The following is a 26021-nucleotide window of genomic DNA, read 5'->3' as shown; positions in this document are numbered from 1 at the left end:
CATGACGAAATACATCTTCGTTACCGGCGGCGTGGTGTCGGGCCTCGGCAAAGGCATCACCGCCGCCGCCCTCGGACGCCTGCTCAAAGCACGGGGGCTCAAAGTGACGGCACAAAAGCTCGACCCCTACATCAACGTGGATCCGGGAACTATGAGCCCGTATCAGCACGGCGAAGTCTTCGTCACCGAGGACGGCTCCGAAACCGACCTCGACCTCGGCCATTACGAGCGATTCATAGACGAGAACCTGAACAGATACTCGAACCTGACGGCGGGCAAGGTGTACTGGAACGTTTTGAACAAAGAGCGTCGCGGCGAGTATCTCGGGTCAACGGTGCAGGTCATCCCCCATGTCACCAACGAAATCAAGGAATTCGTCCGCAACGCGGCCCGCAAGACCGACGCCGACGTCGTCATCACCGAGATCGGAGGCACGATAGGAGACATCGAATCGCAGCCTTTCATCGAAGCCGTTCGCCAGATATCCCTCGAGGAAGACCCGCAAGACAGTCTGTTCATCCATGTGACGCTCGTGCCGTACCTCAGCGGATCGGGCGAGCATAAATCGAAGCCGACCCAGCACTCGGTCAAGGAGCTGCGCGGCTTAGGCGTCAGCCCCGACATCATCGTCCTGCGCTGCGACCGCCCCCTCGACGAGGGGATATTCGGCAAGATATCCCTGTTCTGCAACGTCAAGCGAGACTGTGTGATCGAAAACCTCACGCTGCCCGACCTCTACGAGGCACCCCTTATGCTCGAGCGCGAGGGGCTTTCCGACGTCGTGTGCCGCGAGCTCGGCATCGATGCGCCGAAGCCCGACCTCGACGAGTGGGGGGCGATGATAGACAAGAGCAGGAAGAGCAGAGCGAATAAGCGCTCGGTCCGCATCGGCATCGTCGGCAAATATACCGAGCTGCATGACGCCTACCTTTCCGTGGTCGAGGCGGTCAAGCACGCCGGCGTCGAATGCGGAACGAACGTCGAGCTTTCCTGGTTCGATTCCGAGCAGCTCGAAACGTGCGCCGAAGAGGCCTTGGCAGACGTCGACGCGGTGATCGTCCCCGGCGGCTTCGGGGAACGAGGCGTGGAAGGCATGATTGCGGCCGCCTGCTTCGCTCGGAAAAACGCCGTCCCGTTCCTTGGCATCTGCCTCGGCATGCAGGTGGCCGTTATCGAATTCGCACGCAATGTCGCGGGGCTCGTCAACGCGAACTCGGCGGAATTCGACGGCACGTCGCCTTTCAAGGTCATCGACTTCATGTCGGGCCAAAGCGATGCAATCGACAAGGGCGGCACGTTGCGCCTGGGCGCATATCCCTGCGTTATCGAACCAGACACCACGATGCGACGCTGCTATGACGCGAAAGAAATCAGCGAACGGCACCGCCATCGCTACGAGTTCTCCAACGAATGGCGTGCGCATCTGCAGCAGGCAGGCCTTGTCATAAGCGGCACCTCCCCCGATGGAAATCTCGTTGAAGCTGTCGAAGTGCCCGACCATCCGTTCTACGTCGGCGTACAATTCCACCCCGAATTCAAGAGTCGCCCCAATCGCCCGCATCCGCTGTTCGTGGGCCTCGTCCGCGCAGCGCTCGAGCGCTCACAAGGAGGAAACGAATGAGCATCCATGAAGAATGCGGCGTATTCGGCCTGTTTTCGCCTCGGCCGATAGATGCCGCCAACACGGTCTGCTACGGACTGCACGCGCTGCAACACCGAGGCCAGGAAAGCTGCGGCATAGTCTGCAACGACGACGGGGTCTTCGTCTCGCATAAAGACCTGGGGCTTGTAGGGGACGTCTTTTCCGCCGAGGTCCTCAAGGCATTCCCGCCGTGCAGCATCGCCGTCGGCCACGTCCGCTACGCCACCACCGGGGCCGGCAACCGAAGTAACTGCCAACCGCTTGAGGTGAACCATCAGAAAGGCAGCATGGCCATAGCGCACAACGGCAACCTCAGCAACGCCGATGCGCTGCGCGACGAACTCGAGCTGAGCGGCGCGATCTTTCATACAACGAGCGACACGGAGACGATCGCCTACCTCGTCACGCGCGAACGGCTGAGCGCGCCCTCCATCGAAGAAGCGCTCGCACGCACCATGGGTTCCCTCGAAGGCGCGTACTCCCTCATCGTCATGTCGGCCCAGAAGCTCGTCTGTGCCCGAGACCCGCGAGGATTCCATCCGCTCTGCATCGGCCAAACGCCCGACGGCACCTGCATCGTCGCCTCCGAAAGCTGCGCCCTTTGCGCCGTCGGCGCGACGTTCGTGCGCGATGTCGAACCGGGCGAAATCGTCATCTTCGGGCCAAACGGCGTGAAAAGCGACCGCAGGCGCTGTAAGACCAAACCGCTGACGATATGCTCGTTCGAGCACATCTACTTCGCCCGTCCCGATTCGGTCATCGACGGCGTTTCCGTGCATTCGGCCCGCGTCGAGTCGGGACGTATCCTGGCAAGGACGCATCCGGTCGAAGCCGACGTCGTCGTGGGCGTCCCCGACTCGGGGCTCGACGCCGCGTTGGGATACAGCGAGGAATCGGGCATCGCCTACCGCATGGGACTCATCAAGAACAAATACGTAGGACGAACCTTTATCGCGCCGTCGCAGGACGAACGCCTCGACAAGGTACGCATCAAGCTGAGCGCTATCGCCGAGACCGTGCGCGGCAAGCGCATCGTGCTCGTCGACGACTCGATCGTCCGCGGAACCACGAGCGCACGCATCGTCGCCCTCTTGCGGGAAGCGGGAGCCGCCGAAGTGCACCTGCGCATCTCGGCGCCGCCTTTCCTGCACGCGTGCTATTACGGAACCGACGTCGATTCCGAGGAGAACCTGGTCGCGCGCGGGCGTACCGCAGAAGAAATCGCGCAGATCATAGGAGCCGATTCGCTCGGCTACCTCCCCATAGAATCGCTTGACGCGATCACGGGCGGCAAGGGATGCTGCCGCGCATGCTTCGACGGGAACTACCCCACCCCCATCCCCGCCAACACGAAGAAAAACCGTTTCGAAACCAAGCTAGGAGAGAAAAACCGATGATGAAAACCCCGGCAAAAAAAGAAATGCTCTACGAAGGCAAGGCGAAAAAGGTATGGACGACCGATGCGCCCGACGAACTGGTCATCGAATACAAAGACGACGCCACGGCGCTGAACGGAAAGCGCAAGGAGACCATCGAAGGCAAGGGCCTTTTGAACAACCGCATCTCCAATCGCATCTTCGCCTTCTTGAACGACCAGGGCATCCCGACCCATTTCGTAAACGAGATAGACGAGCGAAACGCCGTGGTGAGGCATGCCGAGATGATTCCTCTCGAAGTGGTGGTGCGCAATATCGCGGCAGGAAGCTTTTCGAAGCGCCTCGGCATGACGGAGGGACAGCCCCTTTCCAGACCGGCGATCGAGTTCCATCTGAAAGACGACGAACTCGACGACCCGATGGTTTCGGGCCACGACGCGCTTGCTTTGGAACTGGTCGACGAATCCGAGCTCGATCGCATCGTGGAGCTTGCCCTGGAAATCGACAAGGCCCTCAGCGGCTTTTTCCTGGAGCACAAGCTTACGCTCGTCGATTTCAAGCTCGAGTTCGGACGCTTCAAAGATTCGATCATCCTCGCCGACGAGGTGTCTCCCGACACCTGCCGCATCTGGGATGCGGCAAGCGGTGAAAAGCTGGATAAAGACCGCTTCCGCCGCAATCTGGGCAATGTAAAAGAAGCCTACGAGGAAGTTGCCCGCCGTCTGGGCCTTTAAGTCTTCGACCCGCAAACCCCTCGTGGAGTTTTTCTTCTTGCTTATCGCCTGTTTTTCGAACGGCGCCGCCGACCGCCAGGCCTGCGGCGCCGCTTTGCGTCGAAGGGCCGCGGACCTGTTCACCGAGCATCGGATCTGCGTCTGCGGCGCCGCTCGATAAGGGCCTAGCGCAATCCGTCAGCGCGCCCCGATTCGCGCAGTGCGGCGGCCATCGAGGCGCGACGATGCCACAGCCCCGCCTCAAGCCCCACCGGATAGGAATGAGGATTGAGGAAGCGCTTCTGCGATTCGTCGAGACGAGAAATGCCGGCGGCCGTCCTTTCTCGGGCGGCGAGCGCCGAGCGTTCTTCGTCCGAAAGAACGGAAACGCCGCGACGCGCAAGCGGATGCAAAAGCGTCTCGAAAGCGTACCCCGCGAGTTTTTTCTGACGAAGGATGTCCGCCGGATCGATGATCGCGCCTTCCCCATCCACCGGTTCATTCACGTCAAAGACCATATCGCCCGCGATGCGGCCGTCCGCGAAAGAATAGCGACGCACGTCCAGCACGCCGGGAAGCGTGAGCTTGGAGGACTGTTCGGACACCTTCAATCTGTTGGACCACGCCTTGCAGCCGGCAACGCGCGTTGCCGAGAGCTTGTAGACCCCGCCCAGGGAAGGCTGGTCGTAGGCGCAGGCGAGCTTCGTGCCGACGCCCCACGACATAACGTCGGCTCCTTGATCGCGAATGGACTTGATGGTGTATTCGTCCAGATCGTTGGAAAGGACGATGCCGCAATCGACAAGACCCGCGGCATCAAGGCGCTCGCGGGCGTAGCGAGCAAGCCAGGCGAGGTCTCCCGAATCGATGCGTATGCCAGCAAGCCTCTCCCCCTGAGCGCGCATCTCCAGACCGACCTCGATCGCATGCTCGATGCCCTGCTTGACGTCGTAAGTGTCCACGAGCAGGATGCAATTCTTAGGAAACGTCTTCGCATAGGCGCGAAATGCTTCTATCTCGCTATCGAACGCCATGACCCACGAATGGGCATGCGTGCCGGAGACCGGGATATCGAACATTTTGCCCGCGAGCACGTTCGACGTGGAAGCGCAGCCCCCCACCACCGCAGCGCGGCTCGCCCACAGCGCGCCGCCTGCTCCCTGGGCACGACGAAGACCGAACTCCGCCACCGGGGCTTGGGCGGCAAGACAGACGCGCGCCGCCTTCGTCGCGATGAGCGTCTGGAAATTCATGCAGCACAGAAGAGCCGTCTCGAGCAGCTGGCACTGCAGGATGGGACCTGTGACGCGCACAATGGGTTCCATGGGAAAAACCACCGTGCCTTCACGCACCGCGTCCACGTCAAGCGTCAGCCGCATCTCGCGTAGATACGCGAGGAACCCCTCGTCAAACAGCGGACCCCCGCCCGGAGCCTGCAAAGATCCGAGATAGGCGACGTCTTCGTCGGAAAACGCGAAGCCGTCTATCATCTCCGCAAGCTGCGCGGCTCCGCACGCTATGGCAAAGCCCCCTTTGAAGGGGTTTTCGCGGAAGAACATGTGAAAGCACGCTTCTTCGTCCAGTTTTCCGTTAGCCCAGTATCCTTGCGCCATCGTGAGCTGATACAAATCGGTCAAAAGCGCATACGCGAGCGTCCGACGAGGCAATTCGCCCGATGGCGCATCCTGCGTCCCCAAAACGGCATCTTCAAGCATCATGCAAGCCTTCCCTCATATCGCCTTGCCGCAATCGGCGAAGGCAAGCCGCCTCCGTTGGGGAGGCGCAACGTATCCTGACGAAAAGGCTGCCGCATGAGATCATACGACAGCCTTGAAGACTAATTGTCTTGACGAGCCTCTCCGCCTTGGGCCTTATGGCTGCGACGGCGCGATTTGCGGTGCTCGCTTGAGGCGGGACGATTCGATGAAGACGAGCGGTCGGCGACGTTGCGACGCTGCTGGGAATCCCGCGTATCGGAAAGGCTCGAGGAGCGCTGCCCAGGACGAGCCGCAGAGCGGGTCTTCTGCTTATCTGCAGCCCCCTGCGAACGCTGCGGCTTCGAAGCGCTGCGCTGCTGGTTTTTCGGCTGCTGCGAAGAATTCTTCGTACCTTCGCGCTTCTGGGAGCCGGAACGCTGCTGGCGAGGGCGATCGGCGGAAACGGAAGACCCTTCCGCGCCACGACCGCGACCCGAACGACGGCGACGGCGGGACGAAGACGACTTTTTCTTCTCCGCCGCATCCGCGTCGGACTTACGCGACGATGAACGACGGGCGGAGGGTTTTTCGGCGAGCTTGTCGGTCCCAGTGAACATGGGCGTTATCAAGGTCTCGACCGATGCCGAGGGCGTCCGGTCGCCGTTGACGCACTCTTCGTACACATCGCGAGGAACGATGCCCGGCTTGCCCGTCTTCTTGTCTATGTCCATCTCGGAAACGGGAATCTTCACGCGCTTGTCGCCCGCCATGATGGTGACCGTCTCGCGCGGCACGTTGACCTCGATGACCTTGGCATCCCCTTCGGGGGTGGACACCATGGAGTTCATTTTCGGGCAGCGCGTCTTGAATTCCTTATACGTGTCGGCCTCGTAGCGCAAACAGCACATCAAGCGTCCGCAGACGCCGGAAATCTTCTGGGGATTCAAAGACAGGTCCTGGTCTTTGGCCATGCGAATGGAAACGGGATTGAACTCGCCGCCGAGACGCTTGCAGCACAGTTCCTGGCCGCAGTGGCCCAAACCGCCCACGATGCGAGCCTCGTCGCGCACGCCAATCTGGCGCATGTCGATACGCACGTGAAAGCGCGCCGCCAGAACGCGAACGAGCTCTCTGAAGTCAACGCGGTCTTCCGCTTCAAAGTAGAAGACGGCCTTGTCCCCATCGAAGAGGAACTCGACCGTCACCGGATGCATGTCGAGCTTCTGTTCGGCAACCATCTGCTTGAACACCGGAAGCGCTTCTTCGGCTTTTGCCTGCATTTCCTTCCAGGCAAGCTGGTCTTCGACGGTGGCCTTGCGCTCCACCGGCTTCAGCGCGCACTTCAGGTTCTCGATGGCCTTCTTGTCGACCTCTTTCAGGTCTTCGTCGGCTATACCGTATTCCAGTCCACGTTCGGTGCGTACGATGAGCGCATCGCCCGCACGAAATTCGACCCCGTTTGGATCAAACCACAAAACCTTGGGATTATAGGTAAGCCTGACCGCAGCAACATTAGGCATACAGTTCCTCTCTTATCTCAAAAAGCATAGCTTCGATGCTCACTTGCGGGGAGACATTATACGAGATGGCCTCGTCGGCCGCTTGCACGCGCATCAAAGCACGGCAAACCCGCGCAAGATCGGTGCGCTCTGCGCAATCGCGAAGCGCGTCGAGACAGTCCACGTTTATCACGAGGCGCTCGGCGCCCGAGCAGATCATCTCCACATCCCTCAGCCACGATTTCGCCACGCTCGTCATCTGACGCAAAAGCTCGAAGCTCGCTTGCGACAAAGCGCGTTTATGGCGCGTTTCGAGCGTTTTCAGAGCCGACTTCTGCAAGAACTCCGACCGCTCATCCAAGACGCGCTCCTGTTCTCGACGAACCTGGTCGAGCGGAGCTTTCGATGCGAGAACGATTTCTGCGGCGTAGCCGAGCACGTCAAGGTCGTCGGCGCGAGCAAGCGATGCAAGCGCCTGCGTCATGGTCAGCCGCAACCGAGCACGCTCCTTGGAACGAAGAAAATCCGCCGCCTTGGTGATAGATCCGCCGCACGCCTCGATGGCAATGGAGGCTTCGGGCAGCGTGCATCCCGTGTTTTGAACGAGAATTCCCGCAGCCTCGCTTGCCGGTATATGGCGAAAAGGAACCACCTGACAGCGCGATACGATGGTGGGAAGCACGCTTTCGCGCGTACGGCCGAGCAGGATAAGCACCACATCCGATGGAGGCTCCTCGAGCGTTTTGAGAAACGCGTTTGCGGCGGCGGTCCCCAAAAGATCGACGCGGTCGATGATGTACACCTTGCGCTTCGCCTGGATGGGGGCCAGCAGCGTATCGGCCATGACGTCGCGTATCTGATCGACCACGTAGCCCTGCGCGCCCTCCGGCGCAAGGTAGTGCACGTCGGGATGGGCTTTACGCACGATGTGACGACACGCCTGAGACGTGCAGCCTTCACAATCCGCGCACGGATCGCCTTCGCAGAGGATAGCGCGCGCAAACGCATAGGCGGCCTGGGTTTTGTTCGATCCCGCAGGCCCGCAAAACAGATACGCATGGCTCACGCGGTCGGACGACACGCACGAACGAAGAAACTCGCGCACCTTCGGCTGGCCGATAATGCCGTCGAACGCATCGGACATCAGCGCACCTCCTTATCGGAAAAAGACGCGCAGCCCCCGCCAAAGATGGCTTTTTCGCCTCGGCCTGCGTACGCGTCGAACCGCTTGAAGAACGTCTCGTCGCGAAGAAAGGCCTCGAACGGAAAGAGGTCGCGCAGCTCGCAGAAGACGGCTCGCGCCGTATCCGATATCGCAGAGGCGGATTCGACCGTGCGGACGCGCTGCGAGTCGTTGCGAGACAACGTGGCAAACGCTGCGCGCACGCGCTCGTGAAAACGCGCACTCTCCGATTCGAGGCGGTCGGCCTGGCCGAACTGGACGGCCCTATCAAGGCCGTCTTCAACGCTTGGCGGCACGAGCAAAATCGTGCGGTCGGGACGGACGCCCTGGCATGCGAAGGCGTTCGCCCGATCGATGAAAAGCGCGTCCATGCCGCGCCCACCGCCTTGGTAGGCCACCGTGGAATCGTAGAAGCGATCGCACAGCACGACAGCGCCTCGATCAAGCGACGGGGCGATCACCTCGTGGACTATCTGGGCACGCGCCGCTTCATAGATAAGAAGCTCGCATTCATCGCACATCGCCTTGTTGGAGGGATCGAGCACGATGGAGCGAAGGCTCTCCCCGATCGAAGTGCCACCCGGCTCGCGCAGCCTGACAACCTCTCGCCCCAGGGACTCGAGCACTTCGGCAAGGATCGATATATGCGTGGTCTTTCCCGCCCCTTCGCCTCCTTCGAAGGTGACGAACACGCCGCGATGCACCGGGTCGGACGCGTCCTCGGCGTATTCCCCGTCTTGCCCCTGCTGCTTTGCCGCATTGCATGAACAGCCTGCGCCATGAGCGGAAATATCATTATATACACCGTATAGTTCATGCATGTCCGAGGCTGCCTCCGTAGGCGAAACGGCCGCTTTTCGGAGGCAGCCCGTGGTCTCAGCAGTCATATATGCAGTCTCCTTGAGTATCGATTCCCACGAATACAGGCAGGTCACAAACCTCTATACGGCGTAAAGCTTCCGTACCGAGATCGTCGTAGGCAACAACATGCCCGGCAATGACGCACTGCGCCAGCAATGCCGCCGCGCCACCCGTTGCCACGAAGTACACCGAGCCGGTCTCTTGACAGGCCCGAGCGACCTCGGCGCTTCTCACGCCTTTCCCGATCGTCGCCACAACGCCGGCACGATGCAGACGCGGCGCCGCGAAATCCATGCGAGAGGCCGTGGTGGGACCGACTGCCCCGAACGGACGACCTGCCGCGGCGGGCGAAGGGCCGGCGTAGAAAATAGTCGCGCCATCGAGCCCGTAAGGAAGAGACCCCTGTTCTTCAAGTTCGGCGACCAGGCGGATATGCCCCGCATCGCGCAGCATGAACATCTCGCCGGAAAGCAGGCACGCATCGCCCGCGCGCAGCGTCTTGAGCTCTTCCCTATCGAGCGGCAAAGACAAATTCCTGGGTGTTGCCATCTCACTTCCCTCCCTGCGCGCGAAATGCCAAAGGCTCGCACGTAAGCTCCACCGTCGCACGCCTCATGGCCGAGCAGCCCATGTTGATGGCAAGAGGCAATGCGGCGATATGGCAGGGAGCAGTTTCGACATGGACATCGAGGGCAAGCGTCTTACCGCCGAGCGCCCCAGGACCCATGCCCGTGGCATTCACCATATCGAGCAGTTCTTCTTCGAACGCTGCAATGCGGTCGTCGCCTGAGCGCTTACCCACAGGACGTAGAAGAGCCGTTTTGGCCAAAGACGCCACTTTGTCGAACGTCGAGCCCACGCCCACACCGATCACAAGCGGCGGACAAGCATTCGCCGCCTTCGCGCGCACGCATTCCATAATCTCGCGCACGACGCCCTCCCGCCCCGAACCGGGCGTAAGCATGACCACGCGCGAAGCATTATCGGAACCGCCGCCTTTCAGCAGAACATGCACGCGAGCGCCAGGGGTGTCCACGAAATGAATGTCGGTGAATGCGGGCGTGTTATCGCCGGTGTTGGCGCGGTCGAACAGCGCATCACGTACCACGCTTTTGCGCAAACGCGCCTCCGTATACGCCCGGGCAACGGCCTCGTCGACGTCGGCGAACACGTCGCCTGGCACCGCCACGTCGGGACCGACCTCGAGGCAGACCCATACCGTGCCTGTGTCCTGGCATATGGGCACGCGATCGCGTCGCGCGATATCGGCGTTTTGAAGCAGATGGTCGAGCACGATGGTGCCACGGGTGTCGCCCTCGGCCGTACGGGCCGCTTCGAGGGCCGCGAGCACGTCATTCGGCAGTTCGCACGCTATCCGGGGAATGGCCTCGTACACTACGCGGGCAACATCTTCTTTGGTGATGATTTCGAAAGTATCCATAGCGCAATAGTATAACCCGCTTGCCGCATGCAAACGCCGCCCCTTGCGAAAACCGAACGGTTTTCGCATCACGAGACCGAGACGAAGCAATCGCAAGCGTCAGATATACTATACAGCCCCTGTACTCGACCGAAAGATGCGACGCCGTGGTCAAACAGGGAAATCCCAGGCAGGCGTTTCCCTTCCGAAAAACCGACGTGTGCCATGGCATATAAGAAAGGCGAAAACCCCATGATAGATACCGAACAGTGGAGCGAAACGCTCCTGGAAAAACTCCAAGCGCACTTCGGCGACCATCTCGTGTTTGCGGGAATGCAGGGAAGCCGCGCACGAGGCGAAGCCCGCAATGAGAGCGATATCGACTTCGTCGCCATATTCGATATGCTTGACGCAAGCATAATCAGACAATATCGCGAAATCGTAGCGACAATGGAGCGAAGCGACCTCGCATGCGGATTCGTCGGCAGCCGAGCAGCCCTGGCCGCATGGCCGCGCCACGAGCTGTTCTGGTTCGTCAGCGACACGAAAGCGTTGCATGGATCGCTTCTCGATATCGTCGAAGCGCCGACGAAAAGCGAGGCATGTCAGGCTGCCGCGATCGGCGCAGCGGGCCTCTATCACGCCGCCTGCCACCTTTGCGCGTTCGACTCGATGCAAAACCCCGATCAGAACCACGATGCGACGAAGGCGCTTTTCAAGAACGCGGTCTTCGCCATGCAGGCCCATTGCTTCGCGCAAGGGTCAAACTACCCGCACTCCCGTGCCGAGCTCGAACACATCCTCGAAAGCCGAGGCTGGAACGAAGAGGCGGACATTTTGCGCATCGGATGCGATGAGGAAGCTCTTCGGACATATTCCGTCGACACGCTCTGCGACATGATTATCTCGTGGTCAGAGCGCATCATGGCGACATACGCGGAAAGCCCCCAGGCGCTCATCGTCCGCGAAGAACGCGAAACCGACCGCGAGCAGGTTGAAAAGCTGATTCGCGAGGCCTTCAACAACCATTACGTTCCCGGATGCTTCGAACACTACCTCGTGCGGCTCATGCGCTCCCACGAGGATTTTCTTCCCGAGCTCGACCTCGTCGCTGAAAAGGACGGCGTGATCGTCGGAAGCATCATGTATACGAAAGCGACGCTGACCGACGAATCGGGAAAAGTGAAAAACATCCTCACCTTTGGACCGATCGCAATACACCCGCATCATCAACGAAAAGGATATGGAAAAGCGCTGATGGAGCGTTCGTTCGAACGAGCGCGTGAACTTGGGTACGACACGATCGTCATCCTGGGAAACCCCGCAAACTACGTCAGCAGCGGGTTCGTCAGCTGCAAGAAACACAACGTGCACATGGAAGACGGGAGCTTCCCCGCGGCACTATTGGTCAAAGAGCTCGTCAAGGGAGCCCTCGAAACGAAAGACTGGACTTACCGATACAGCTCCGTCATGGATATCGATGAAACGGAAGCACGGCGCTTCGACGATACGCTGGATCCTCTCGAAAAAAGATGGCAACCGAGCCAGGAGGAATTCTTCATTCTAGAAAATGCCTCCCTATAAACAGAATCGGCCGCAGGCGCAATTGCCTGCGGCCGATTTATCCGATCCTATAGAACAAAAGCCCTAGAGCCCCATCTGCCCTACGACATAGCGTTGCAGAACCAGCCCGTAATGCTCGTAGGATGAGTGATGGCGGTTCCCACGACCACGGCGAATGCGCCGGCATCGAGCGCCTCACGAGCCTGAGCCGGCGTATGCACGCGGCCTTCGCAAAACACCGGCGTATCGCCGGCGACGGCCACTGCTTCGCGCACGAAATCGAGGTCGGGACCCTCCGTCTTCTCGCGGCCGGGCGCATAACCGGCCATGGTGGTGGAAACGATATCCACGCCCGCGGCAACAGCACGATGCACGTCATCCATGCATGCGCAATCGGCCATGACGAGCGTCTCTCCGCGCACGGCCTCCACCGTGTCTTCGAAGGTCGACCCGTCGGGACGCAAACGACCCGTCGCATCGATGGCTACGATATCGGAACCTGCGGCGATGCAGGCGCGTGCATGACGCACGGACGGCGTGATATAGACGCCTTCGTGACCTTCTTTCCACAGGCCGATCACGGGGATTTCTACCCGACCCTTGATGGCCGCGATATCGGAAAGGCCCTGGCAGCGAATAGCGGCTGCGCCGCCCAATTCGGCCGCACGCGCAATCTGGGCCATGGTCTCGGGATGGCGCATAGGTTCTCCCATGTACGCCTGGCAGCTCACAATGAGCTTGCCGCGAAGTTGTTCGATCAAAGGATGCATCTTCTACCCTTTCAAGGAGTCCAGCAGATTTTCCGCAGCACCGACCAAAGGCGCGTTGGAGCCCAAAGCGGCATCGACGATGGGAAGCTTCGACTGCACTTCGGGAGCATGCGAGGCAAAAGCCTCCTGCAGCGCATTGCGCCAAAGAGGGCCCGCCTTCACGACCGACCCCGAAACAACCGCCATCTCGGGGTCGAGCATGTTCACCCAGCCCGCAAGCGCAATGCCCAAAGACCGGCCTGCGTTCGAAATGACTTCGATGGCGGCTTCTTCACCGTCGTTTGCACGAGAAGAAATGTCCGCGCCGCTCAAGGAGCGCCCCGTCAGGGCACGATAACGGGCCTCGATTCCGCTCCCCGATGCAACCGATTCGAGGTTTCCGTCCCCTGCACGCAACGTATTCGGCGTCGCTCCGATCTCGCCCGCGAAACCGTGACAGCCTCGCACGATTCGCCCGTTGACAATAATGCCGCCGCCAAGCCCTGTGCCCGGAGCCATGACAATACACGTCTGCGCGCCGTGCGCCGCGCCCCAGCGAGCCTCGCCGAGCGCATGGGCCTGAACGTCGCCAAGCACGGCCACGGGGAGCCCGAAAGCGTCACGCAGACGCTGCGCCACCGGCTGCCCGGTCCAGCCGGGCATGATTTCATTGGCGTAGGCGATAGATCCGGTCTTCGCATCGACCCTGCCCGCCGTGCCGACACCGATACCTAAGACCTTCAGGCCCAGACGGGCGGAAGCCTCCGTAGCCGCCGCCGCAACGCCGACAATGCTCTCGAGCACCGCCGCGCCGCCGCGAGACGCCTCGGTGGGCACGGATTTATTCCATACGTCCTGCGGCGCAGCGTCCGCCGATTCATAGCGCATGAGTGCACAGGCTATTTTCGTTCCGCCCACATCAACAGAAACCACCGCGAATGGATAGTCATTCGCGGTGGCACATGAGGCGAAAGATGATGTTTTCGCTCCGAGGTCCATAGGCTTACAGCATGCCCTCGCGCTCAAGAACGCGACGAATAGCCTCGACATCCTCGCCCTCGAGCTTCTGGACAGGCTCGCGCATCTGGTTCGTGTTGAACACGCCCATCTGCCACAGAGCAGTCTTGAACGCGCCGACGCCTGCGCCGAAGCCGACCGTGGCCTTGACGACGCGGGTAACGAACATCAGGCGCGCAAGGTGGTCCTGGATTTCGCGGACCTTATCCCAATCGCCCGCCTGATAGGCACGCCACTGCTCGACATAGCTGTGAGGGTCGATGTTCGCAAGGCCGGGAACGGAGCCGTCCGCACCGCACATGTAGGCGCCGTCGACGACGACCTCGTGGCCGGTGAAAATCTGCAGCGGATGGCCGGCGTCCTCGTTTTCAAGGCAGAGCCAGCGGAAGGAGACGTCATCGCCGGAGGAGTCCTTAACGCCCTGGATGACGCCGTCGGTGCCCAGGCGCACGAGCATCGTGGGATCAAGCTTCGTATGAACGCAGACCGGAAGGTCATATGCGAACAGAGGCAGGTCGGTATGCTCGCGAATGGCACGGAAATGACGCTCGGTCTCCTTCGGGCCGCCAAGCGCGTAGAACGGAGCGGTAGCAACGAGCGCGTCAACACCGTAGCCCGTCGCACGCTTCGCCTGGTCGACGACACGCAGGGTTTCCATGTCGATGATGCCCGCGAGAACAGGAACGCGGCCATGAACCATGGCGACGGCCTCCTGCAGCACGTGATAACGCTGAGCATCGGTCAAAAATGCAACCTCACCACTGGAGCCCAGGAAGAACAGGCCGTCGACGCCCGCATCGATCATGCGGTTGATGGAGCGCTCGAGCGCCTCGAGGTCAAGCGTGCGCTCCTCGGTCAGCGGAATGACAACCGGGGGGATAACACCGTGGAAGTTGATGTCTGTCATGAGTGATTACCTCTACTCTTCGGTTTCCATAAACAGCAAGACTATATGCCCCCCTACCCCTATCGTCAAGAACGCTCGAAAAGGTCGCATAAAAAGGCCCGCTGGAAAGCGGGCCTTGATTCGTTCGAAAGCTTCGAAGCGAGACGATACAGGGCTATTTGCCAAGATCGGGATGGAGCAGCGAGGGAGCCGCACCGAGAAGCAGACGGGTGTAGTCGTCTTTGGGGTTCTCGAAAACCTCGGACGCCTTGCCCTGTTCGACCGCCTGGCCACCGTTCATAACGATGATGCGATCGGAAATATAGCGCACGGTCTGGATGTCGTGGCTGATGAACACCATGGACAGACCGAGCTCCTTCTTCAGGTCGGACAGCAGATTGAGGATCTGCGCACGAACCGAAACGTCAAGGGCGCTGGTGGGCTCATCAGCGATGATCGCGTCGGGCTTCAGGGAAAGAGCGCGGGCGATTGCAACGCGCTGGCGCTGACCGCCGGAAAGCTGCCCGGGAAGCGCGCCCAACACGGAGTTGGGCAGACCGACCATCTCAATCAGCTCCTTCACGCGAGCCTCGCGCTCCTGCTTCGTGCCGACCTTGTGAACGTTCATGGGGTCCATAAGCTGGTCATGAACGGACATGCGCGCGTTAAGCGCCGTCGCAGGGTCCTGGAAGACAACGGAGATGACGCGGCCGATGGTCTTGCGCTGATCGGCGGTGCGCTTGGTCACGTCGATGCCCTTGAAATACACGTGACCGGAGGTCGGTGCCTGCAGGCCGCACATGACGTTCGCCGTCGTGGACTTGCCGCAGCCGGATTCGCCTACGATGCCGATGGTCTCGCCGGGCATGAGCTTCAGCGTGAGCCCGTTGACGGCATGCACCTTGTTCGGATGCAGAATGGAACCGGTACGGGTCTTGAAAACAACGTGGATATCGTCCAGGAAGATGATGGGGGTCTGCTCGCCTGCCGCTGCTTTGGTTTCGGTCATTACTGCTCACCTCCATACGGCTTCAGGCCGAGACGCGCCATCTCTTCGTCAGGCAGCTCGGCGTACCAGTGATTCGAATCGCCGTCCTTCTTGAGAATCGGACGAACGTCCGAAACGGCATCGGGATGGCTGGAACGCGGGGTGAAGCGGTCGCCCTTCGGGAAGTCTGCGGGGCTGGGAACCGATCCCGGAACCTGATGCAAACGTCCGCTGCCCGCTTCGATGGACAGAACGGAACCGAGCAGGCCGCGCGTGTACTCGTGGATGGGATTGGTCAGGATGTCGTGAACCGAACCCTGTTCCACGATCTGGCCGGCGTACATGACGGTGATGGAGTTCGCAACCTCGGCAACCAGAGCCAAGTCGTGGCTGACGAAGACCATGGCGAAGCCGAGCTCGGCCTGCAGCTTGTTCAGCAAGTCGACGACCTGCTTCTGAACGGTCACGTCGAGAGCGGTGGTGGGCTCGTCGGCGATGATGACCTTCGGGTCGCGCGTGAGAGCCATAGCGATCAAAACACGCTGGCGCTGACCGCCGGAAAGCTCATGAGGATAGGAGTCGAGCGTGCGCTTCGGATCGAGGCCTACAAGCTCGAGGAGTTCCTCTGCGGTGCGGGTGCCGCCGCGCTTGGTGAGCTGTTTCATCTGAGCGCGGATGAGCATGGACGGGTTCAGGGAAGACAAAGCGTCCTGATAGATCATGGCGATCTCGCGGCCGCGCAGCGTGTTCTTCTCCTTCTCCGTCATGGAGAGCAGGTTCTTGCCGTCGTAGATGATCTCGCCGGAAACCTCGGCCTTGGGGTCGAGCAGGCCCATGATGGTCAGCGACGTGATGGACTTGCCGCAGCCGGACTCGCCGACCAGGCCCATGGTCTGATGGGGGCGGACCTTGAAGCTCACGTTGTCGACGACGTTGACGTCTCCGTGGCGCGGGAACTTGATGCAGAGGTTCTTGACCTCGAGGATGGGCTCCGCATCGGTGTGCGCCTCGAAGCGGTCGGTGCGCTTGTTCTCGACTTCCTTCAGAGCGGCAAGGCGCTGCGCCAAAGACTCGGCCTGGGCCTCATATGCCAGAACGGGGTTGGCGACGAGCTTGTCAGCCTCGCGGTCGCTGTTGAGGTTGGAATCGCTCGGCTTGATGGCGGCCTTAGGGGCAGCTGCCATGGCGTCGGTCATGCCCTCGGAAAGAATGTTCAGGCACAAAACCGTAATCATGATGGCAAGACCCGGGAACAGCGCCTGCCACCAGCGACCGGACAAAACGCCGCCGCGCGCGTCGGCGAGAATATTGCCCCACGTAGGCGTAGGCTCGGGAATGCCCGCGCTGATGAAGGCGAGGGATGCCTCGAAAACGATGGCGTCAGCGACAAGGACGATGGTGAAGACCATGACGGGCGCGATGCAGTTGCGCACGACATGCTTCATCAAAATCCAGGGAGCGCGGGCGCCGGAAACCACGACGGCACGGACGTAATCCTGGTTGTATTCGCTCACGATGTTCGCACGAACGATGCGGGCGATCTGGGGAATGTACAAAAAGCCGATCGCGAAGATGAGCGACGGGATGTTGGTGCCGAACACGACGACGAAGGTTGCAGCCAGCGCGATGCCGGGAAAGGACATAACGACGTCGAGGACGCGCATGATGACTTCAGAGACCCATTTGCGCGAAACAGCGGCAAGAGCGCCGATAATGGAGCCGCATACCAAAGCGAAGGCGGTCGCGCCCAAGCCGATGACGAGCGAATAGCGTGCGCCGTACATCATGCGGGACAAGACGTCGCGGCCCTTATCGTCGGTGCCGAAGATGAACTCGGCATCGGGAGCCTGACGAGCCGTGAAGATTTCCAACGGATCGTGGGGCGCGATAAAGTTCGCAAGCGCCGCGATGAGCACGATAAGGGTAAGGACAATCAAGGAAATGCGAGCGCCGATGCTCATGGCCTTCCAGCGGCGGAAGTGCACCTTGCCCGGGTTCGATTCCATTTTCTCCGTGAGGTTTTTCCTAAGTTGAGCCATACCGCTACACCGTCCTGATTCGCGGATCGATCAGGATATAGAGCATATCCACGATGATGTTGATGATGATGAACGTAAAGGCCACGCACAGAACTACACCCTGCACCAGCATGGTGTAGTTGGACTGGATGCCGGAGATGATGGCCATGCCCATGCCGGGAAGGTTGAAGATGACCTCGATAACGACGGCGCCGCCGATCAGGTATCCGATACGAAGACCCAAAACGGTAACCGGCGTGATGAGCGCGTTGCGCAAGACGTTGCGCGCGACGACAATGCCCTTCGGAATGCCGGCGCCAAGAGCTGTGCGAACGTAGTCTTTGTCAAGCTCCTCGACCATAGAGGTACGGATAACGCGCGTAAGCTGACCGATAACGGGAACGGCGAGAGCGAACGCGGGCATGGCCATACGAGCCATCCATCCGCCGGGATCGGAGGTGAAAGACGGCAGCGGGCCCGAAGCAGGCAGAAGCTGCAGCATGGAGGAGAACAGCAGGATCAACAAGACGGCCAACCAGAAGGAAGGCGTGGCGATAAACGCAATGGAGAAGATGCGGATGACCTGGTCGGGCCATCGATCTCGATACAGTGCGGAAATCACGCCCAGGATGACCGCAAGCACGACCGCGATAATAAGGCCCATAAACGTCAGCTGAAGCGTGACGGGCAAAGCGGATGCAATACGATCGGCAACCGAAGCGCTGTTCGCGCCATAGGTGCCAAGGTCGCCCTGAACCAGGCCGACCATGAAGTTGCCATACTGGACAAGTACGGGATCGTTCAGACCGTGCTCTTCACGGTACTGCTGTACCTGAGCCTCGGAAGCATTTTCACCCAAGACCGAATATGCCTGGTCGATGGGCGAAAGAGCCATGAGGAAGAATACGAGGATAGTAACGCCGATAATCATGATGGGAAGCGCGATCAAGCGCCGTCCGATCAGACGCAGCAAATTGCTCACCTCGACCCCCTTTCTTTCGTTAGACTTACCGTGCGCCAAGGTAGCTCGGTCCGAGCGGAGGAACGCGGGCCGAGCAACCTTGAAAATACGTAACCGAATTATTTTATACGAAGTTGTTAAAAGTTCAAAAAATTTGATAAAGATGCAAGCGTGAACAGGCTATTTCCACAGGTTCGAGAACGCCCCGTCGACCTAACTCTTTTACCCGGTCTCCTAGAAGCCGCTCCCCTCTTCGTTCTCGCACACGAGATACCATGCGTTTCCTGTGGCCTTGGCATAAGCGCAGTCTATGCAGTCATTTTTCTCGCACCAATTGCGCGAACGCAGGGAGAAGCCTTTGTAAGCATCCTCGAGCAATGCCGCCTCGCGCGAGGCAAATCCGCGCTGGGACGCCATAGAGCCGACAGCCATCGCGGCGAGCTGCTTCATACCCGCCTTCGTAGGATGGGTGCCGTCTATCGCATCGTAATCAAGACCGTATGCGGCGAAATCGACCAGGGCGCATCCGTGCTCCGCGGCAGCCGATCGGATGGCATCGTTATACGACTCGAGCGGCACACCCCGAAGTTTCCATGCAAACGTCGGGACGTTTTTCCCCGCAACGCGCCCAGGACAAAGCGTGCAACACCAGACGTCGGCCTCGGGATAGCGTTCGCGAATACGCGAAAGCATAGAAGAATACGCCTTCGCGAAGCCCTCGATAGCCCCTTTCTCTGCACGTCCGGCAACGCGACGCTCGGACTCTTCCCTGCGTGATTGCGCGGGAACCGCCCGTGCACCAGCGGCAGCCTGGGCTTTTGCTCCTCCCCATCCGTAGTCATTGATTCCCATGAACACCACGATTGTATCGGGGGCAAGACCATTGCCGCCCAACGCCTCGACGCGCTCCTGGCTGTCCCCCGCAGGAAAGCCCGCTCCTTCGACCATGCTCCCGGAAAACGAAGCGTTCGAAAGAAGCCGACCGCCAAGAAGATCGATTATGCGCGCCCACCACGTATCGGATACGCTGCACACGCCCGTAGCCGCCTTGCGCTCCCCTTCGTAAAACACATCGTAGCCTTCGGGGTTGCATCCGGCATACGTGCTTATGGAATCACCCATGATGGAAAAAAGCGGCTTGTTCGACGCCCCCATGGCGGCTCCCTTCTTTGTGAGGCGGCGCTCCTCGTGCAAGCGCCAATCGAGTGTAATCGGACTTCCGCCGACGAAGCGGACAGACGCACACGCTCCTCGCCGACAAAAACCGTTCTTCGCAGAGAAAAGGCCCGCCCCACGAATGGGGCGGGCCTTCGTAAAGCACAAACGTGCAATACCCGACGCGTAAGGCGAGAAACTAGGCCTTGGCGCTTGCGCCGAGGAAGACCAGACCGGTGGTTGCGATGGGCTTGAAGCCTTCGATCATGGTCTCCTGGTAGCCGGTGGCAACCTGGCGGTGGAACAGCGGGTACAGCGGAACCTGCTCGGCAAGGATGTCGAAGCACTGGTTCCAGAGGCTCTGCTGGTCCTCACCAGTAGCCTCGCGAGCCTCCTGCATAAGCTCCTGCAGCTGGGTCCACTCTTCGGTGCCCTTCCAGCAAGAACGGCCCTGAGTCCAGATGTTATCGCCGTACCACCAGCTCATGAGCAGGTCGGGGTCATTGCCGAAGCAGGTCGGGTCGCCCGGGGTGAGCATGACGTCGTATGCGAGGGTTGCACCGTCTTCGGGAGCGGCGTACTCGGACCAGTTGATCTTCTGCTCTGCGTTGGTCATCGTGATGCCGACGGCAGCAAGGTCGTTCTGGATCTGAGCGGCAAGGCCCTTAACCCAGTTGTTGTTGGTGACCATGGTGAACTCGAGGTTCTCCACGCCAGCCTCGGCGAGCAAAGCCTTGGCCTTCTCGGGATCGTAGGTGTAGACCACGGAAGCCTCATGGTAGTTCTCATGAGACTTGGGCAGGAAGCCGGTGACGACATCTGCATGGCCGGCCATCTGATTGGAGATGAGCTTCTCCACGTCGATGGCATAGAAGAACGCCTGACGGACGCGAGCGTCGTCGAACGGAGCCTTCTTCGTGTTGAACATCAAGAACGGCTGGTTGAAGCCAGGGATGTACTCGACGGTTGCGCCGGCTGCGGAAAGCTGCTCGGCGTTGGCATCGGGCACGTTCTCCATAACCTGGACGGAAGCTTCCTGCAGAGCGGTGGTACGAGCGGTGTCGTCGAGCAGGATGTTCCAGGACATGGTGTCGGCGGTAGCCTTCATGGAGCCGTTGTAATTCTCGTTGGGAGCGAACTCGATGGTGCCGCCGTCATCGCCGTTGATGGTGACGTACTTCCACGGGCCAGAACCGATGGGCATGGTCTTGAGGTCGTCCTCGGTAGAGGCGGCCGGGAAGACCTTGACGACGCTCAGGCGGCCCTTGAGCAGAGCCTCGAAGGGATACTTCAGCGTGAAGGTGACGGTGGTGTCATCCTTAGCGGCAACAGACTCGATGAACTCGAGGAATGCGCCATAGGTGGCGTCGGCCATGTTCATCTCGAACGCATTGACAACGTCGGCAGCGGTGACGTCGGTGCCGTCAGAGAACTTGGCGCCCTCGCGCAGGGTCACTTCGTACTCGGTGTCAGAAACCTTGACGGGCTCATCGGCAGCAAGAGCGTTGTAGGTTTTGTAGGTATGCAAGTCGAGGTCATAGAGGCCTTCGAAGACATGCCAGGTCGCAGCGAGCATAAGAGCAGAGCTGTTACCAATGGGGTTGCAGTTGGTGCTGGTGTAAGCGCATGCGCCAGTCAGAGCGCCGCCTTCGACAGCTGCGCCCTCGCCGTCAGCAGGAGCCTCTTCGCTGCCGCCGCCGCAACCGTACATACCGAGACCAAGCGTAGCAGCCGCCACGGCGCTACCCGCCACGAAAGTACGGCGGTCAAGAGCAAACTTGTTTTCCATTGTCCTCCCTTTCGACAATTTCTCTTAAGCTCGACACGTTTCACGCCCGAGCAAAAAGTGCTATGGCAACGAATTCTACCGATCCGCATGAAATGCCATAGCATATGCGCCATTCAACTACGGTGAGCGGCACATATGCCAGCAAAAACGGTACCGATATGAGTGCATGATTCATTTTTTCATGTCGTACTAGAATACCTCGAATCACACGAGCGATTCTCCTCGGTTAAGTTTTTGTAACATTTTCTACCCGTATTTACGGTTAGCGGCGTGTTTTGCAGGATGAACGACCAGGCATTATCGAAAGACATCGTCATCCAGTGCCTTAGATGATGGCGAAACGCACCGCGCTTTGCCAAGAAAACACGCCCCCCTCCTCTGATACGAAGTAAAAGAAAAGCCCTGAGGCTGATTGCCTCAGGGCTTAGAAGGCGGAAGAGCGTACGCTCTTCCGCCATGGCAGCGTGGTGACGCTTAGCCGAAGAGCTCGATGGTGTCGCCCTCTTTGAGGGTGACCATGGCCTTCTTCCAGGAGCGAGTGTGACCAAGCTGGTAGCGCACGCGCTTAGGCTTCGGCTTAACGATGAGGGTGTTCACCTTGACGACCTTGACATCGAAGATTGCCTCAACAGCCTGGGCGATCTCGATCTTGTTGGCGTCTTTGGCCACCTCGAACGTAAAGGTGTTCTTAGCCATCATGTCATAGCTATGCTCGGTGATAACCGGGCGAATGATAACCTCGCGGGGATCCTTCATTATGCGAGCACCTCCTCAAGGCGTTCCAGAGCGGCAGCGGTCAGAACCAGAACCTTGTTGTCAACGAGCTCCATGGTGTTGGCCTCGGAGACAGGAATGATGTTGACGCGCTCGATGTTGCGGAAAGACAGGTAGGTGTTCACGTCGTCGTCCGCCACAACGATGGTGGTACGACGATCGCAACCCAGTGCCTTCAGAGCCGCAGCAGCCTGCTTGGTGGAGGGCTTCTCGAAGTTGAAGCCGTCGACCACGATCAGCTGCTCGTCGGCGAGCTTGGCGGACAGAGCGGAACGCATAGCGAGCTTGACCTCTTTGCGATTCACGCGGAAGGCATAGCTGCGGGGATGCGGACCGAAGACGGTGCCGCCGCCGACCCAATGAGGAGCACGAATCGTACCCTGACGAGCACGGCCGGTGCCCTTCTGGCGCCACGGCTTCTTGCCGCCGCCGCGGACTTCGCCGCGGGTCTTGGTGTCGTGAGTGCCCTGACGCATGGCAGCGCGATAGGCACGAACGACCGTGTGCATCACATGCACGTTCGGCTCGATGCCGAACACAGCGGCGTTCAAGTTGGCCTCATTGACCTTCTTGCCGCTGGCATCTTTGATTTCAATCTTTGCCATTATGGTGATCTCCTATAACAAGTAGGTCTTAAGCCATGCGAACGCGGACGATGCCGTTCTTGCCGCCCGGCACAGAACCCTTGACAAGAATCAGGTTCTGCTCGGCGTCGATGCGCACGACCTCAAGGTTCTTGACGGTCACAGTGTCGCAGCCCATATGGCCCGGCATGCGAACGCCCTTGAAGACGCGAGACGGAGTTGCGCACTGACCGATGGAGCCGGGAGCACGATGGAAGTGTGCACCGTGTCCGCCGGGGCCGCCACCAAAGCCGTGACGCTTGATAACGCCCTGGAAGCCCTTACCTTTGGAGATACCGGTAACGTCGACCTTCTTGACCTCGGCGAATGCCTCGACGGTCTGAAGATCGCCAACCTTGTACTCGCCAGCGTTCTCGATGCGGACCTCACGCAGATAGCGGGTAGGCTCAGTGCCCTGCTTGGCAAAATGGCCAGCCATGGGCTTGTTGATCTTGTAGTCGCCGCTCTTGTACTGCTTTACAGCGCCGAAGCCGAGCTGAACAGCCTCGTAACCGTCGGTAGCAGCGGTCTTAACCTGGCAGACCTTGTTAGGCTCGGCAACGATAACGGTGACAGGAACCACGCGGTCGTTCTCGTCGAAGAGCTGGGTCATGCCGATTTTCTTGCCGTAGATAGCGTTGATCATGTTGTCACACACTCCTTACAGCTTGATCTCGATGTCGACGCCCGCAGGAAGGTCGAGACGCATGAGCGAATCAACCGTGTTGGGGGTCGGCTCCAAGATGTCGATCAGGCGCTTATGCGTACGCATCTCGAACTGCTCACGAGAATCCTTGTTCACGTGGGGTCCGCGCACGACGCAATACAGATTGCGCTCGGTGGGCAGGGGGATAGGTCCGGAAACCTTAGCACCGGTCTTCTGGGCGGTGTCGACGATGAGCTTGGTGGACTGATCCACGATCTCATGATCATAGCCCTTCAGGCGGATGCGAATCTTCTGATTAGCCACTTTCATTTCCTCCATGAATTAAAGCCAAGGCTTAAGCGTTGCCGCCGGCTTTGCTGATGATTTCCTCTTGAACACCCTTGGGTACGGGCTCGTAGGAGTCGAACTGCATGGTGTAGGTAGCACGACCCTGCGTACCGCTGCGCAGATCGGTTGCATAACCGAACATGTTGCCCAGAGGAACCTTGGCGCTGATGGATACGGCGTTGCCACGCTGCTCCTGGCCCTGAATCAGGCCGCGGCGGGACGGGATGTCGCCCATGACGAAGCCGACGTAGTCTTCGGGGGTCTCAACCTCAACGGCCATGACCGGCTCGAGGATAACGGGGCTGGACTTGCGCAGAGCCTCTTTAATCGCCATAGAACCGGCAACCTTGAACGCCGCTTCCGAAGAGTCGACGTCGTGGTAAGAACCATCGACGAGCTCGACGCGGACGTCCTCGACGGGATAGCCAGCCAAAACGCCATGCTCGAGCGCATCCTGGATGCCCTTGTCGATCGAGGGGATGTACTCCTTGGGGATAACACCGCCGACAATCTTGTTCTCGAACTCGTAGCCCTTGCCAGCTTCCTGCGGATACATGTTGATAACCGCATGACCATACTGGCCGCGACCGCCGGACTGGCGGACGAACTTGCCCTCGGCGTTCATGACTTCCTTGCCAGGACGCTCGCGATAGGCAACCTGCGGCTTGCCGACGTTCGCCTCGACCTTGAACTCGCGCAGCAGACGGTCGACGATGATCTCCAGATGGAGCTCGCCCATGCCGGCGATGATGGTCTGGCCGGTCTCGTGGTTGGTGGAGACGCGGAAGGTCGGGTCCTCTTCGGCGAGCTTCTGAAGAGCAAGGCTCATCTTGTCCTGCTCAGCCTTGGTCTTGGGCTCGACAGCGATGTCGATAACCGGATCGGCGAATTCCATGGACTCGAGGATAATCGGTGCGCTCTCGTCGCAGAGGGTGTCACCCGTAGAGGTGTCCTTCAGGCCAACGACGGCAACGATATCGCCAGCGGAGCAGACGTCGATGTCGATACGGTTGTTGGAGTGCATCTGCAGCAGACGACCGATGCGCTCTTTCTTGTCCTTGCAAGCATTGCTGACGTAGGAGCCGGACTCCAAGGTGCCAGAGTACACACGCAGGTAGGTCAGCTTGCCGACGAAGGGGTCGGTCATGATCTTGAAGGCGAGAGCGGCAAACGGAGCCTTGGGATCGCTCGGACGCTCTTCTTCCTCGTTGGTGTTGGGGTTGATGCCCTTGATGGCAGCAACGTCCGTCGGAGCGGGCATGTAGTCGACGACAGCGTCGAGAAGCTCCTGAACACCCTTGTTCTTGTAGGAAGAACCGACGAAGACAGGATGAATCTTGCAGGCGATAGTGCCCTTACGCAGAGCGGCCTTGATCTCGTCGACGGTAACCTCTTCGTCCATGAGGACCTTCTCCATGAGGTCGTCGTCGCAGTCAGCAGCGGCGTCGAGGAGTTCCTGATGGCGCAAAGCGGCCTCTTCGGCAAACTCAGCGGGGATCTCGGGGAGCTGCTCGGGATAGGTCATGCCCTTCTCGTCAGCCTTGAAGTCCCATGCGGTCATGTCGACGAGGTCGATGAGACCCCAGAAGTTGTCCTCAGCGCCCATGGGCATCTGAGCGGCGATCGCGGGAGCACCGAGGCGCTCTTTCATGGTGTCGATTGCATGGAAGAAGTCGGCACCGACGCGGTCGTACTTGTTGATGTAGGCGATACGGGGAACGCCGTAGCGGCTTGCCTGACGCCAAACGGTCTCGGACTGGGGCTGAACGCCTGCGACTGCGTCGAAGACTGCGACAGCACCGTCGAGAACGCGAAGGGAACGCTCGACCTCAGCGGTGAAGTCGACGTGGCCCGGGGTGTCGATGATCTGGAGGCGGTACTCGACATCGTCCTTCTTCCAGAAGCACGTGGTAGCAGCGGAGGTGATGGTTACACCGCGCTCCTGCTCCTGAACCATCCAGTCCATGGTGGCAGCGCCCTCATGAACCTCACCGATCTTATGGGTTTTACCCGTGTAGTAGAGAATACGCTCGGTCGTGGTGGTTTTGCCCGCGTCAATGTGGGCCATAATGCCGATGTTACGCGTATTCTGCAAAGCGTTGGATTTAGCCAT

General features: G+C 59.8%; 23 protein-coding genes. 4 read left to right on the top strand and 19 right to left on the bottom strand.

The window, feature by feature from the left end; genetic code table 11:
• The first annotated feature begins 1 nt into the window (after window position 1).
• From HMPREF9451_RS02100 to purC, 3 genes are read left to right on the top strand one after another with little or no spacing between them, the layout of a single operon-like run.
• Window positions 2–1621: a CTP synthase gene (locus HMPREF9451_RS02100; RefSeq protein WP_009138646.1), complete on the top strand. Its 1620-nt coding sequence runs from the start codon at window positions 2–4 to the stop codon at window positions 1619–1621.
• Window positions 1618–3039 (top strand): amidophosphoribosyltransferase, encoded by a 1422-nt coding sequence (purF, locus tag HMPREF9451_RS02095; protein WP_009138645.1) that lies wholly within the window; start codon window positions 1618–1620, stop codon window positions 3037–3039. Before HMPREF9451_RS02100 ends, purF begins: the two co-directional genes overlap by 4 nt.
• Window positions 3036–3752, top strand: coding sequence for a phosphoribosylaminoimidazolesuccinocarboxamide synthase (gene purC / locus HMPREF9451_RS02090; protein WP_009138644.1), 717 nt, complete (start codon window positions 3036–3038; stop codon window positions 3750–3752). The genes purF and purC overlap by 4 nt, the downstream gene beginning before the upstream one ends.
• Before the next feature lie 164 nt (window positions 3753–3916).
• On the opposite strand, the gene HMPREF9451_RS02085 is transcribed toward purC, so the two are convergent.
• The 6 genes from HMPREF9451_RS02085 to HMPREF9451_RS02060 form a co-directional block, all read right to left on the bottom strand.
• Window positions 3917–5449: a nicotinate phosphoribosyltransferase gene (locus HMPREF9451_RS02085; RefSeq protein ID WP_009138643.1), complete on the bottom strand. Its 1533-nt coding sequence runs from the start codon at window positions 5447–5449 to the stop codon at window positions 3917–3919.
• 119 nt (window positions 5450–5568) lie between these two features.
• The gene (locus HMPREF9451_RS02080; RefSeq protein WP_009138642.1) at window positions 5569–6948 is read right to left on the bottom strand and encodes a PSP1 domain-containing protein; all 1380 of its coding nucleotides are present in this window, start codon (window positions 6946–6948) and stop codon (window positions 5569–5571) included.
• On the bottom strand, window positions 6941–8071 hold the full coding sequence (locus tag HMPREF9451_RS02075) for a DNA polymerase III subunit (RefSeq protein ID WP_009138641.1): 1131 nt from the start codon (window positions 8069–8071) through the stop codon (window positions 6941–6943). Before HMPREF9451_RS02075 ends, HMPREF9451_RS02080 begins: the two co-directional genes overlap by 8 nt.
• Window positions 8071–8997: a dTMP kinase gene (gene tmk, locus HMPREF9451_RS02070; protein ID WP_009138640.1), complete on the bottom strand. Its 927-nt coding sequence runs from the start codon at window positions 8995–8997 to the stop codon at window positions 8071–8073. Before tmk ends, HMPREF9451_RS02075 begins: the two co-directional genes overlap by 1 nt.
• A complete protein-coding gene (locus HMPREF9451_RS02065) occupies window positions 8987–9520 on the bottom strand; it encodes a fumarate hydratase C-terminal domain-containing protein (RefSeq protein ID WP_009138639.1) in 534 nt (177 codons plus the stop codon). Before HMPREF9451_RS02065 ends, tmk begins: the two co-directional genes overlap by 11 nt.
• A 1-nt stretch (window position 9521) precedes the next feature.
• Window positions 9522–10412, bottom strand: a complete 891-nt coding sequence (locus tag HMPREF9451_RS02060; RefSeq protein WP_009138638.1) for a fumarate hydratase — start codon at window positions 10410–10412, stop codon at window positions 9522–9524.
• A gap of 231 nt (window positions 10413–10643) precedes the next feature.
• Here HMPREF9451_RS02060 and HMPREF9451_RS09935 point away from each other — a divergent pair, with 231 nt between their 5' ends.
• Complete coding sequence (locus HMPREF9451_RS09935) at window positions 10644–11975, top strand: GNAT family N-acetyltransferase (RefSeq protein ID WP_009138637.1); 1332 nt, start codon at window positions 10644–10646, stop codon at window positions 11973–11975.
• Window positions 11976–12055: 80 nt separating this feature from the next.
• Here HMPREF9451_RS09935 and HMPREF9451_RS02050 read toward each other — a convergent pair whose 3' ends face one another.
• The 13 genes from HMPREF9451_RS02050 to fusA all read right to left on the bottom strand — a co-directional run bounded on the left by HMPREF9451_RS02050 (window position 12056) and on the right by fusA (window position 26021).
• Entirely contained in the window at window positions 12056–12724 is a 669-nt protein-coding gene (locus HMPREF9451_RS02050; protein ID WP_009138636.1) for an N-acetylmannosamine-6-phosphate 2-epimerase, read from the bottom strand.
• Window positions 12725–12727: 3 nt separating this feature from the next.
• The gene (locus HMPREF9451_RS02045; protein ID WP_051000949.1) at window positions 12728–13702 is read right to left on the bottom strand and encodes an ROK family protein; all 975 of its coding nucleotides are present in this window, start codon (window positions 13700–13702) and stop codon (window positions 12728–12730) included.
• A gap of 4 nt (window positions 13703–13706) precedes the next feature.
• Window positions 13707–14627 carry a dihydrodipicolinate synthase family protein gene (locus tag HMPREF9451_RS02040; protein WP_009138634.1) on the bottom strand — a complete coding sequence of 307 codons (921 nt, stop codon included), beginning with the start codon at window positions 14625–14627 and terminating at the stop codon, window positions 13707–13709.
• A gap of 154 nt (window positions 14628–14781) precedes the next feature.
• Window positions 14782–15615 carry an ABC transporter ATP-binding protein gene (locus HMPREF9451_RS02035; protein ID WP_009138633.1) on the bottom strand — a complete coding sequence of 278 codons (834 nt, stop codon included), beginning with the start codon at window positions 15613–15615 and terminating at the stop codon, window positions 14782–14784.
• Window positions 15615–17633 (bottom strand): dipeptide/oligopeptide/nickel ABC transporter permease/ATP-binding protein, encoded by a 2019-nt coding sequence (locus tag HMPREF9451_RS02030; protein ID WP_009138632.1) that lies wholly within the window; start codon window positions 17631–17633, stop codon window positions 15615–15617. The genes HMPREF9451_RS02035 and HMPREF9451_RS02030 overlap by 1 nt, the downstream gene beginning before the upstream one ends.
• A gap of 4 nt (window positions 17634–17637) precedes the next feature.
• Window positions 17638–18594: an ABC transporter permease gene (locus HMPREF9451_RS02025; RefSeq protein WP_009138631.1), complete on the bottom strand. Its 957-nt coding sequence runs from the start codon at window positions 18592–18594 to the stop codon at window positions 17638–17640.
• A gap of 213 nt (window positions 18595–18807) precedes the next feature.
• A complete protein-coding gene (locus tag HMPREF9451_RS02020) occupies window positions 18808–19728 on the bottom strand; it encodes an SGNH/GDSL hydrolase family protein (RefSeq protein WP_009138630.1) in 921 nt (306 codons plus the stop codon).
• Between the two features lie 199 nt (window positions 19729–19927).
• Window positions 19928–21517: an ABC transporter substrate-binding protein gene (locus tag HMPREF9451_RS02015; protein ID WP_009138629.1), complete on the bottom strand. Its 1590-nt coding sequence runs from the start codon at window positions 21515–21517 to the stop codon at window positions 19928–19930.
• A gap of 474 nt (window positions 21518–21991) precedes the next feature.
• Window positions 21992–22273 (bottom strand): 50S ribosomal protein L23, encoded by a 282-nt coding sequence (gene rplW, locus HMPREF9451_RS02010; protein WP_009138628.1) that lies wholly within the window; start codon window positions 22271–22273, stop codon window positions 21992–21994.
• Window positions 22273–22896 carry a 50S ribosomal protein L4 gene (rplD, locus tag HMPREF9451_RS02005; RefSeq protein WP_009138627.1) on the bottom strand — a complete coding sequence of 208 codons (624 nt, stop codon included), beginning with the start codon at window positions 22894–22896 and terminating at the stop codon, window positions 22273–22275. Before rplD ends, rplW begins: the two co-directional genes overlap by 1 nt.
• 28 nt (window positions 22897–22924) lie before the next feature.
• Window positions 22925–23560 carry a 50S ribosomal protein L3 gene (rplC, locus tag HMPREF9451_RS02000; RefSeq protein WP_009138626.1) on the bottom strand — a complete coding sequence of 212 codons (636 nt, stop codon included), beginning with the start codon at window positions 23558–23560 and terminating at the stop codon, window positions 22925–22927.
• Between the two features lie 15 nt (window positions 23561–23575).
• Window positions 23576–23890, bottom strand: coding sequence for a 30S ribosomal protein S10 (rpsJ, locus tag HMPREF9451_RS01995; protein WP_425303982.1), 315 nt, complete (start codon window positions 23888–23890; stop codon window positions 23576–23578).
• 25 nt (window positions 23891–23915) lie between these two features.
• Window positions 23916–26021 (bottom strand): elongation factor G, encoded by a 2106-nt coding sequence (gene fusA, locus HMPREF9451_RS01990; RefSeq protein ID WP_009138624.1) that lies wholly within the window; start codon window positions 26019–26021, stop codon window positions 23916–23918.

Origin of the sequence: Slackia piriformis YIT 12062 (assembly GCF_000296445.1) — a bacterium.
In the GTDB taxonomy this organism is placed as follows: domain Bacteria; phylum Actinomycetota; class Coriobacteriia; order Coriobacteriales; family Eggerthellaceae; genus Slackia; species Slackia piriformis.
The sequence above is the reverse complement of the archived record's forward strand: the minus strand, read 5'-3'. Positions and strand labels throughout refer to the sequence as shown.

What these genes read in the sequence shown, in the direction of transcription:
- HMPREF9451_RS02075 (WP_009138641.1), bottom strand. Translation starts at nt 8,071, where the DNA reads ATGTCCGATGCGTTCGACGGCATTATCGGCCAGCCGAAGGTGCGCGAG.
- fusA (WP_009138624.1), bottom strand. Translation starts at nt 26,021, where the DNA reads ATGGCTAAATCCAACGCTTTGCAGAATACGCGTAACATCGGCATTATG.
- HMPREF9451_RS02020 (WP_009138630.1), bottom strand. Translation starts at nt 19,728, where the DNA reads ATGGGGGCGTCGAACAAGCCGCTTTTTTCCATCATGGGTGATTCCATA.
- HMPREF9451_RS02040 (WP_009138634.1), bottom strand. Translation starts at nt 14,627, where the DNA reads ATGACAGACATCAACTTCCACGGTGTTATCCCCCCGGTTGTCATTCCG.
- HMPREF9451_RS02050 (WP_009138636.1), bottom strand. Translation starts at nt 12,724, where the DNA reads ATGCATCCTTTGATCGAACAACTTCGCGGCAAGCTCATTGTGAGCTGC.
- purF (WP_009138645.1), top strand. Translation starts at nt 1,618, where the DNA reads ATGAGCATCCATGAAGAATGCGGCGTATTCGGCCTGTTTTCGCCTCGG.
- HMPREF9451_RS02080 (WP_009138642.1), bottom strand. Translation starts at nt 6,948, where the DNA reads ATGCCTAATGTTGCTGCGGTCAGGCTTACCTATAATCCCAAGGTTTTG.
- HMPREF9451_RS02085 (WP_009138643.1), bottom strand. Translation starts at nt 5,449, where the DNA reads ATGATGCTTGAAGATGCCGTTTTGGGGACGCAGGATGCGCCATCGGGC.
- HMPREF9451_RS02035 (WP_009138633.1), bottom strand. Translation starts at nt 15,615, where the DNA reads ATGACCGAAACCAAAGCAGCGGCAGGCGAGCAGACCCCCATCATCTTC.
- HMPREF9451_RS02100 (WP_009138646.1), top strand. Translation starts at nt 2, where the DNA reads ATGACGAAATACATCTTCGTTACCGGCGGCGTGGTGTCGGGCCTCGGC.
- tmk (WP_009138640.1), bottom strand. Translation starts at nt 8,997, where the DNA reads ATGACTGCTGAGACCACGGGCTGCCTCCGAAAAGCGGCCGTTTCGCCT.
- rplW (WP_009138628.1), bottom strand. Translation starts at nt 22,273, where the DNA reads ATGAAGGATCCCCGCGAGGTTATCATTCGCCCGGTTATCACCGAGCAT.
- rplC (WP_009138626.1), bottom strand. Translation starts at nt 23,560, where the DNA reads ATGATCAACGCTATCTACGGCAAGAAAATCGGCATGACCCAGCTCTTC.
- HMPREF9451_RS09935 (WP_009138637.1), top strand. Translation starts at nt 10,644, where the DNA reads ATGATAGATACCGAACAGTGGAGCGAAACGCTCCTGGAAAAACTCCAA.
- HMPREF9451_RS02065 (WP_009138639.1), bottom strand. Translation starts at nt 9,520, where the DNA reads ATGGCAACACCCAGGAATTTGTCTTTGCCGCTCGATAGGGAAGAGCTC.
- rplD (WP_009138627.1), bottom strand. Translation starts at nt 22,896, where the DNA reads ATGGCAAAGATTGAAATCAAAGATGCCAGCGGCAAGAAGGTCAATGAG.
- purC (WP_009138644.1), top strand. Translation starts at nt 3,036, where the DNA reads ATGATGAAAACCCCGGCAAAAAAAGAAATGCTCTACGAAGGCAAGGCG.
- HMPREF9451_RS02030 (WP_009138632.1), bottom strand. Translation starts at nt 17,633, where the DNA reads ATGGCTCAACTTAGGAAAAACCTCACGGAGAAAATGGAATCGAACCCG.
- HMPREF9451_RS02060 (WP_009138638.1), bottom strand. Translation starts at nt 10,412, where the DNA reads ATGGATACTTTCGAAATCATCACCAAAGAAGATGTTGCCCGCGTAGTG.
- HMPREF9451_RS02045 (WP_051000949.1), bottom strand. Translation starts at nt 13,702, where the DNA reads ATGGACCTCGGAGCGAAAACATCATCTTTCGCCTCATGTGCCACCGCG.
- HMPREF9451_RS02015 (WP_009138629.1), bottom strand. Translation starts at nt 21,517, where the DNA reads ATGGAAAACAAGTTTGCTCTTGACCGCCGTACTTTCGTGGCGGGTAGC.
- rpsJ (WP_425303982.1), bottom strand. Translation starts at nt 23,890, where the DNA reads ATGAAAGTGGCTAATCAGAAGATTCGCATCCGCCTGAAGGGCTATGAT.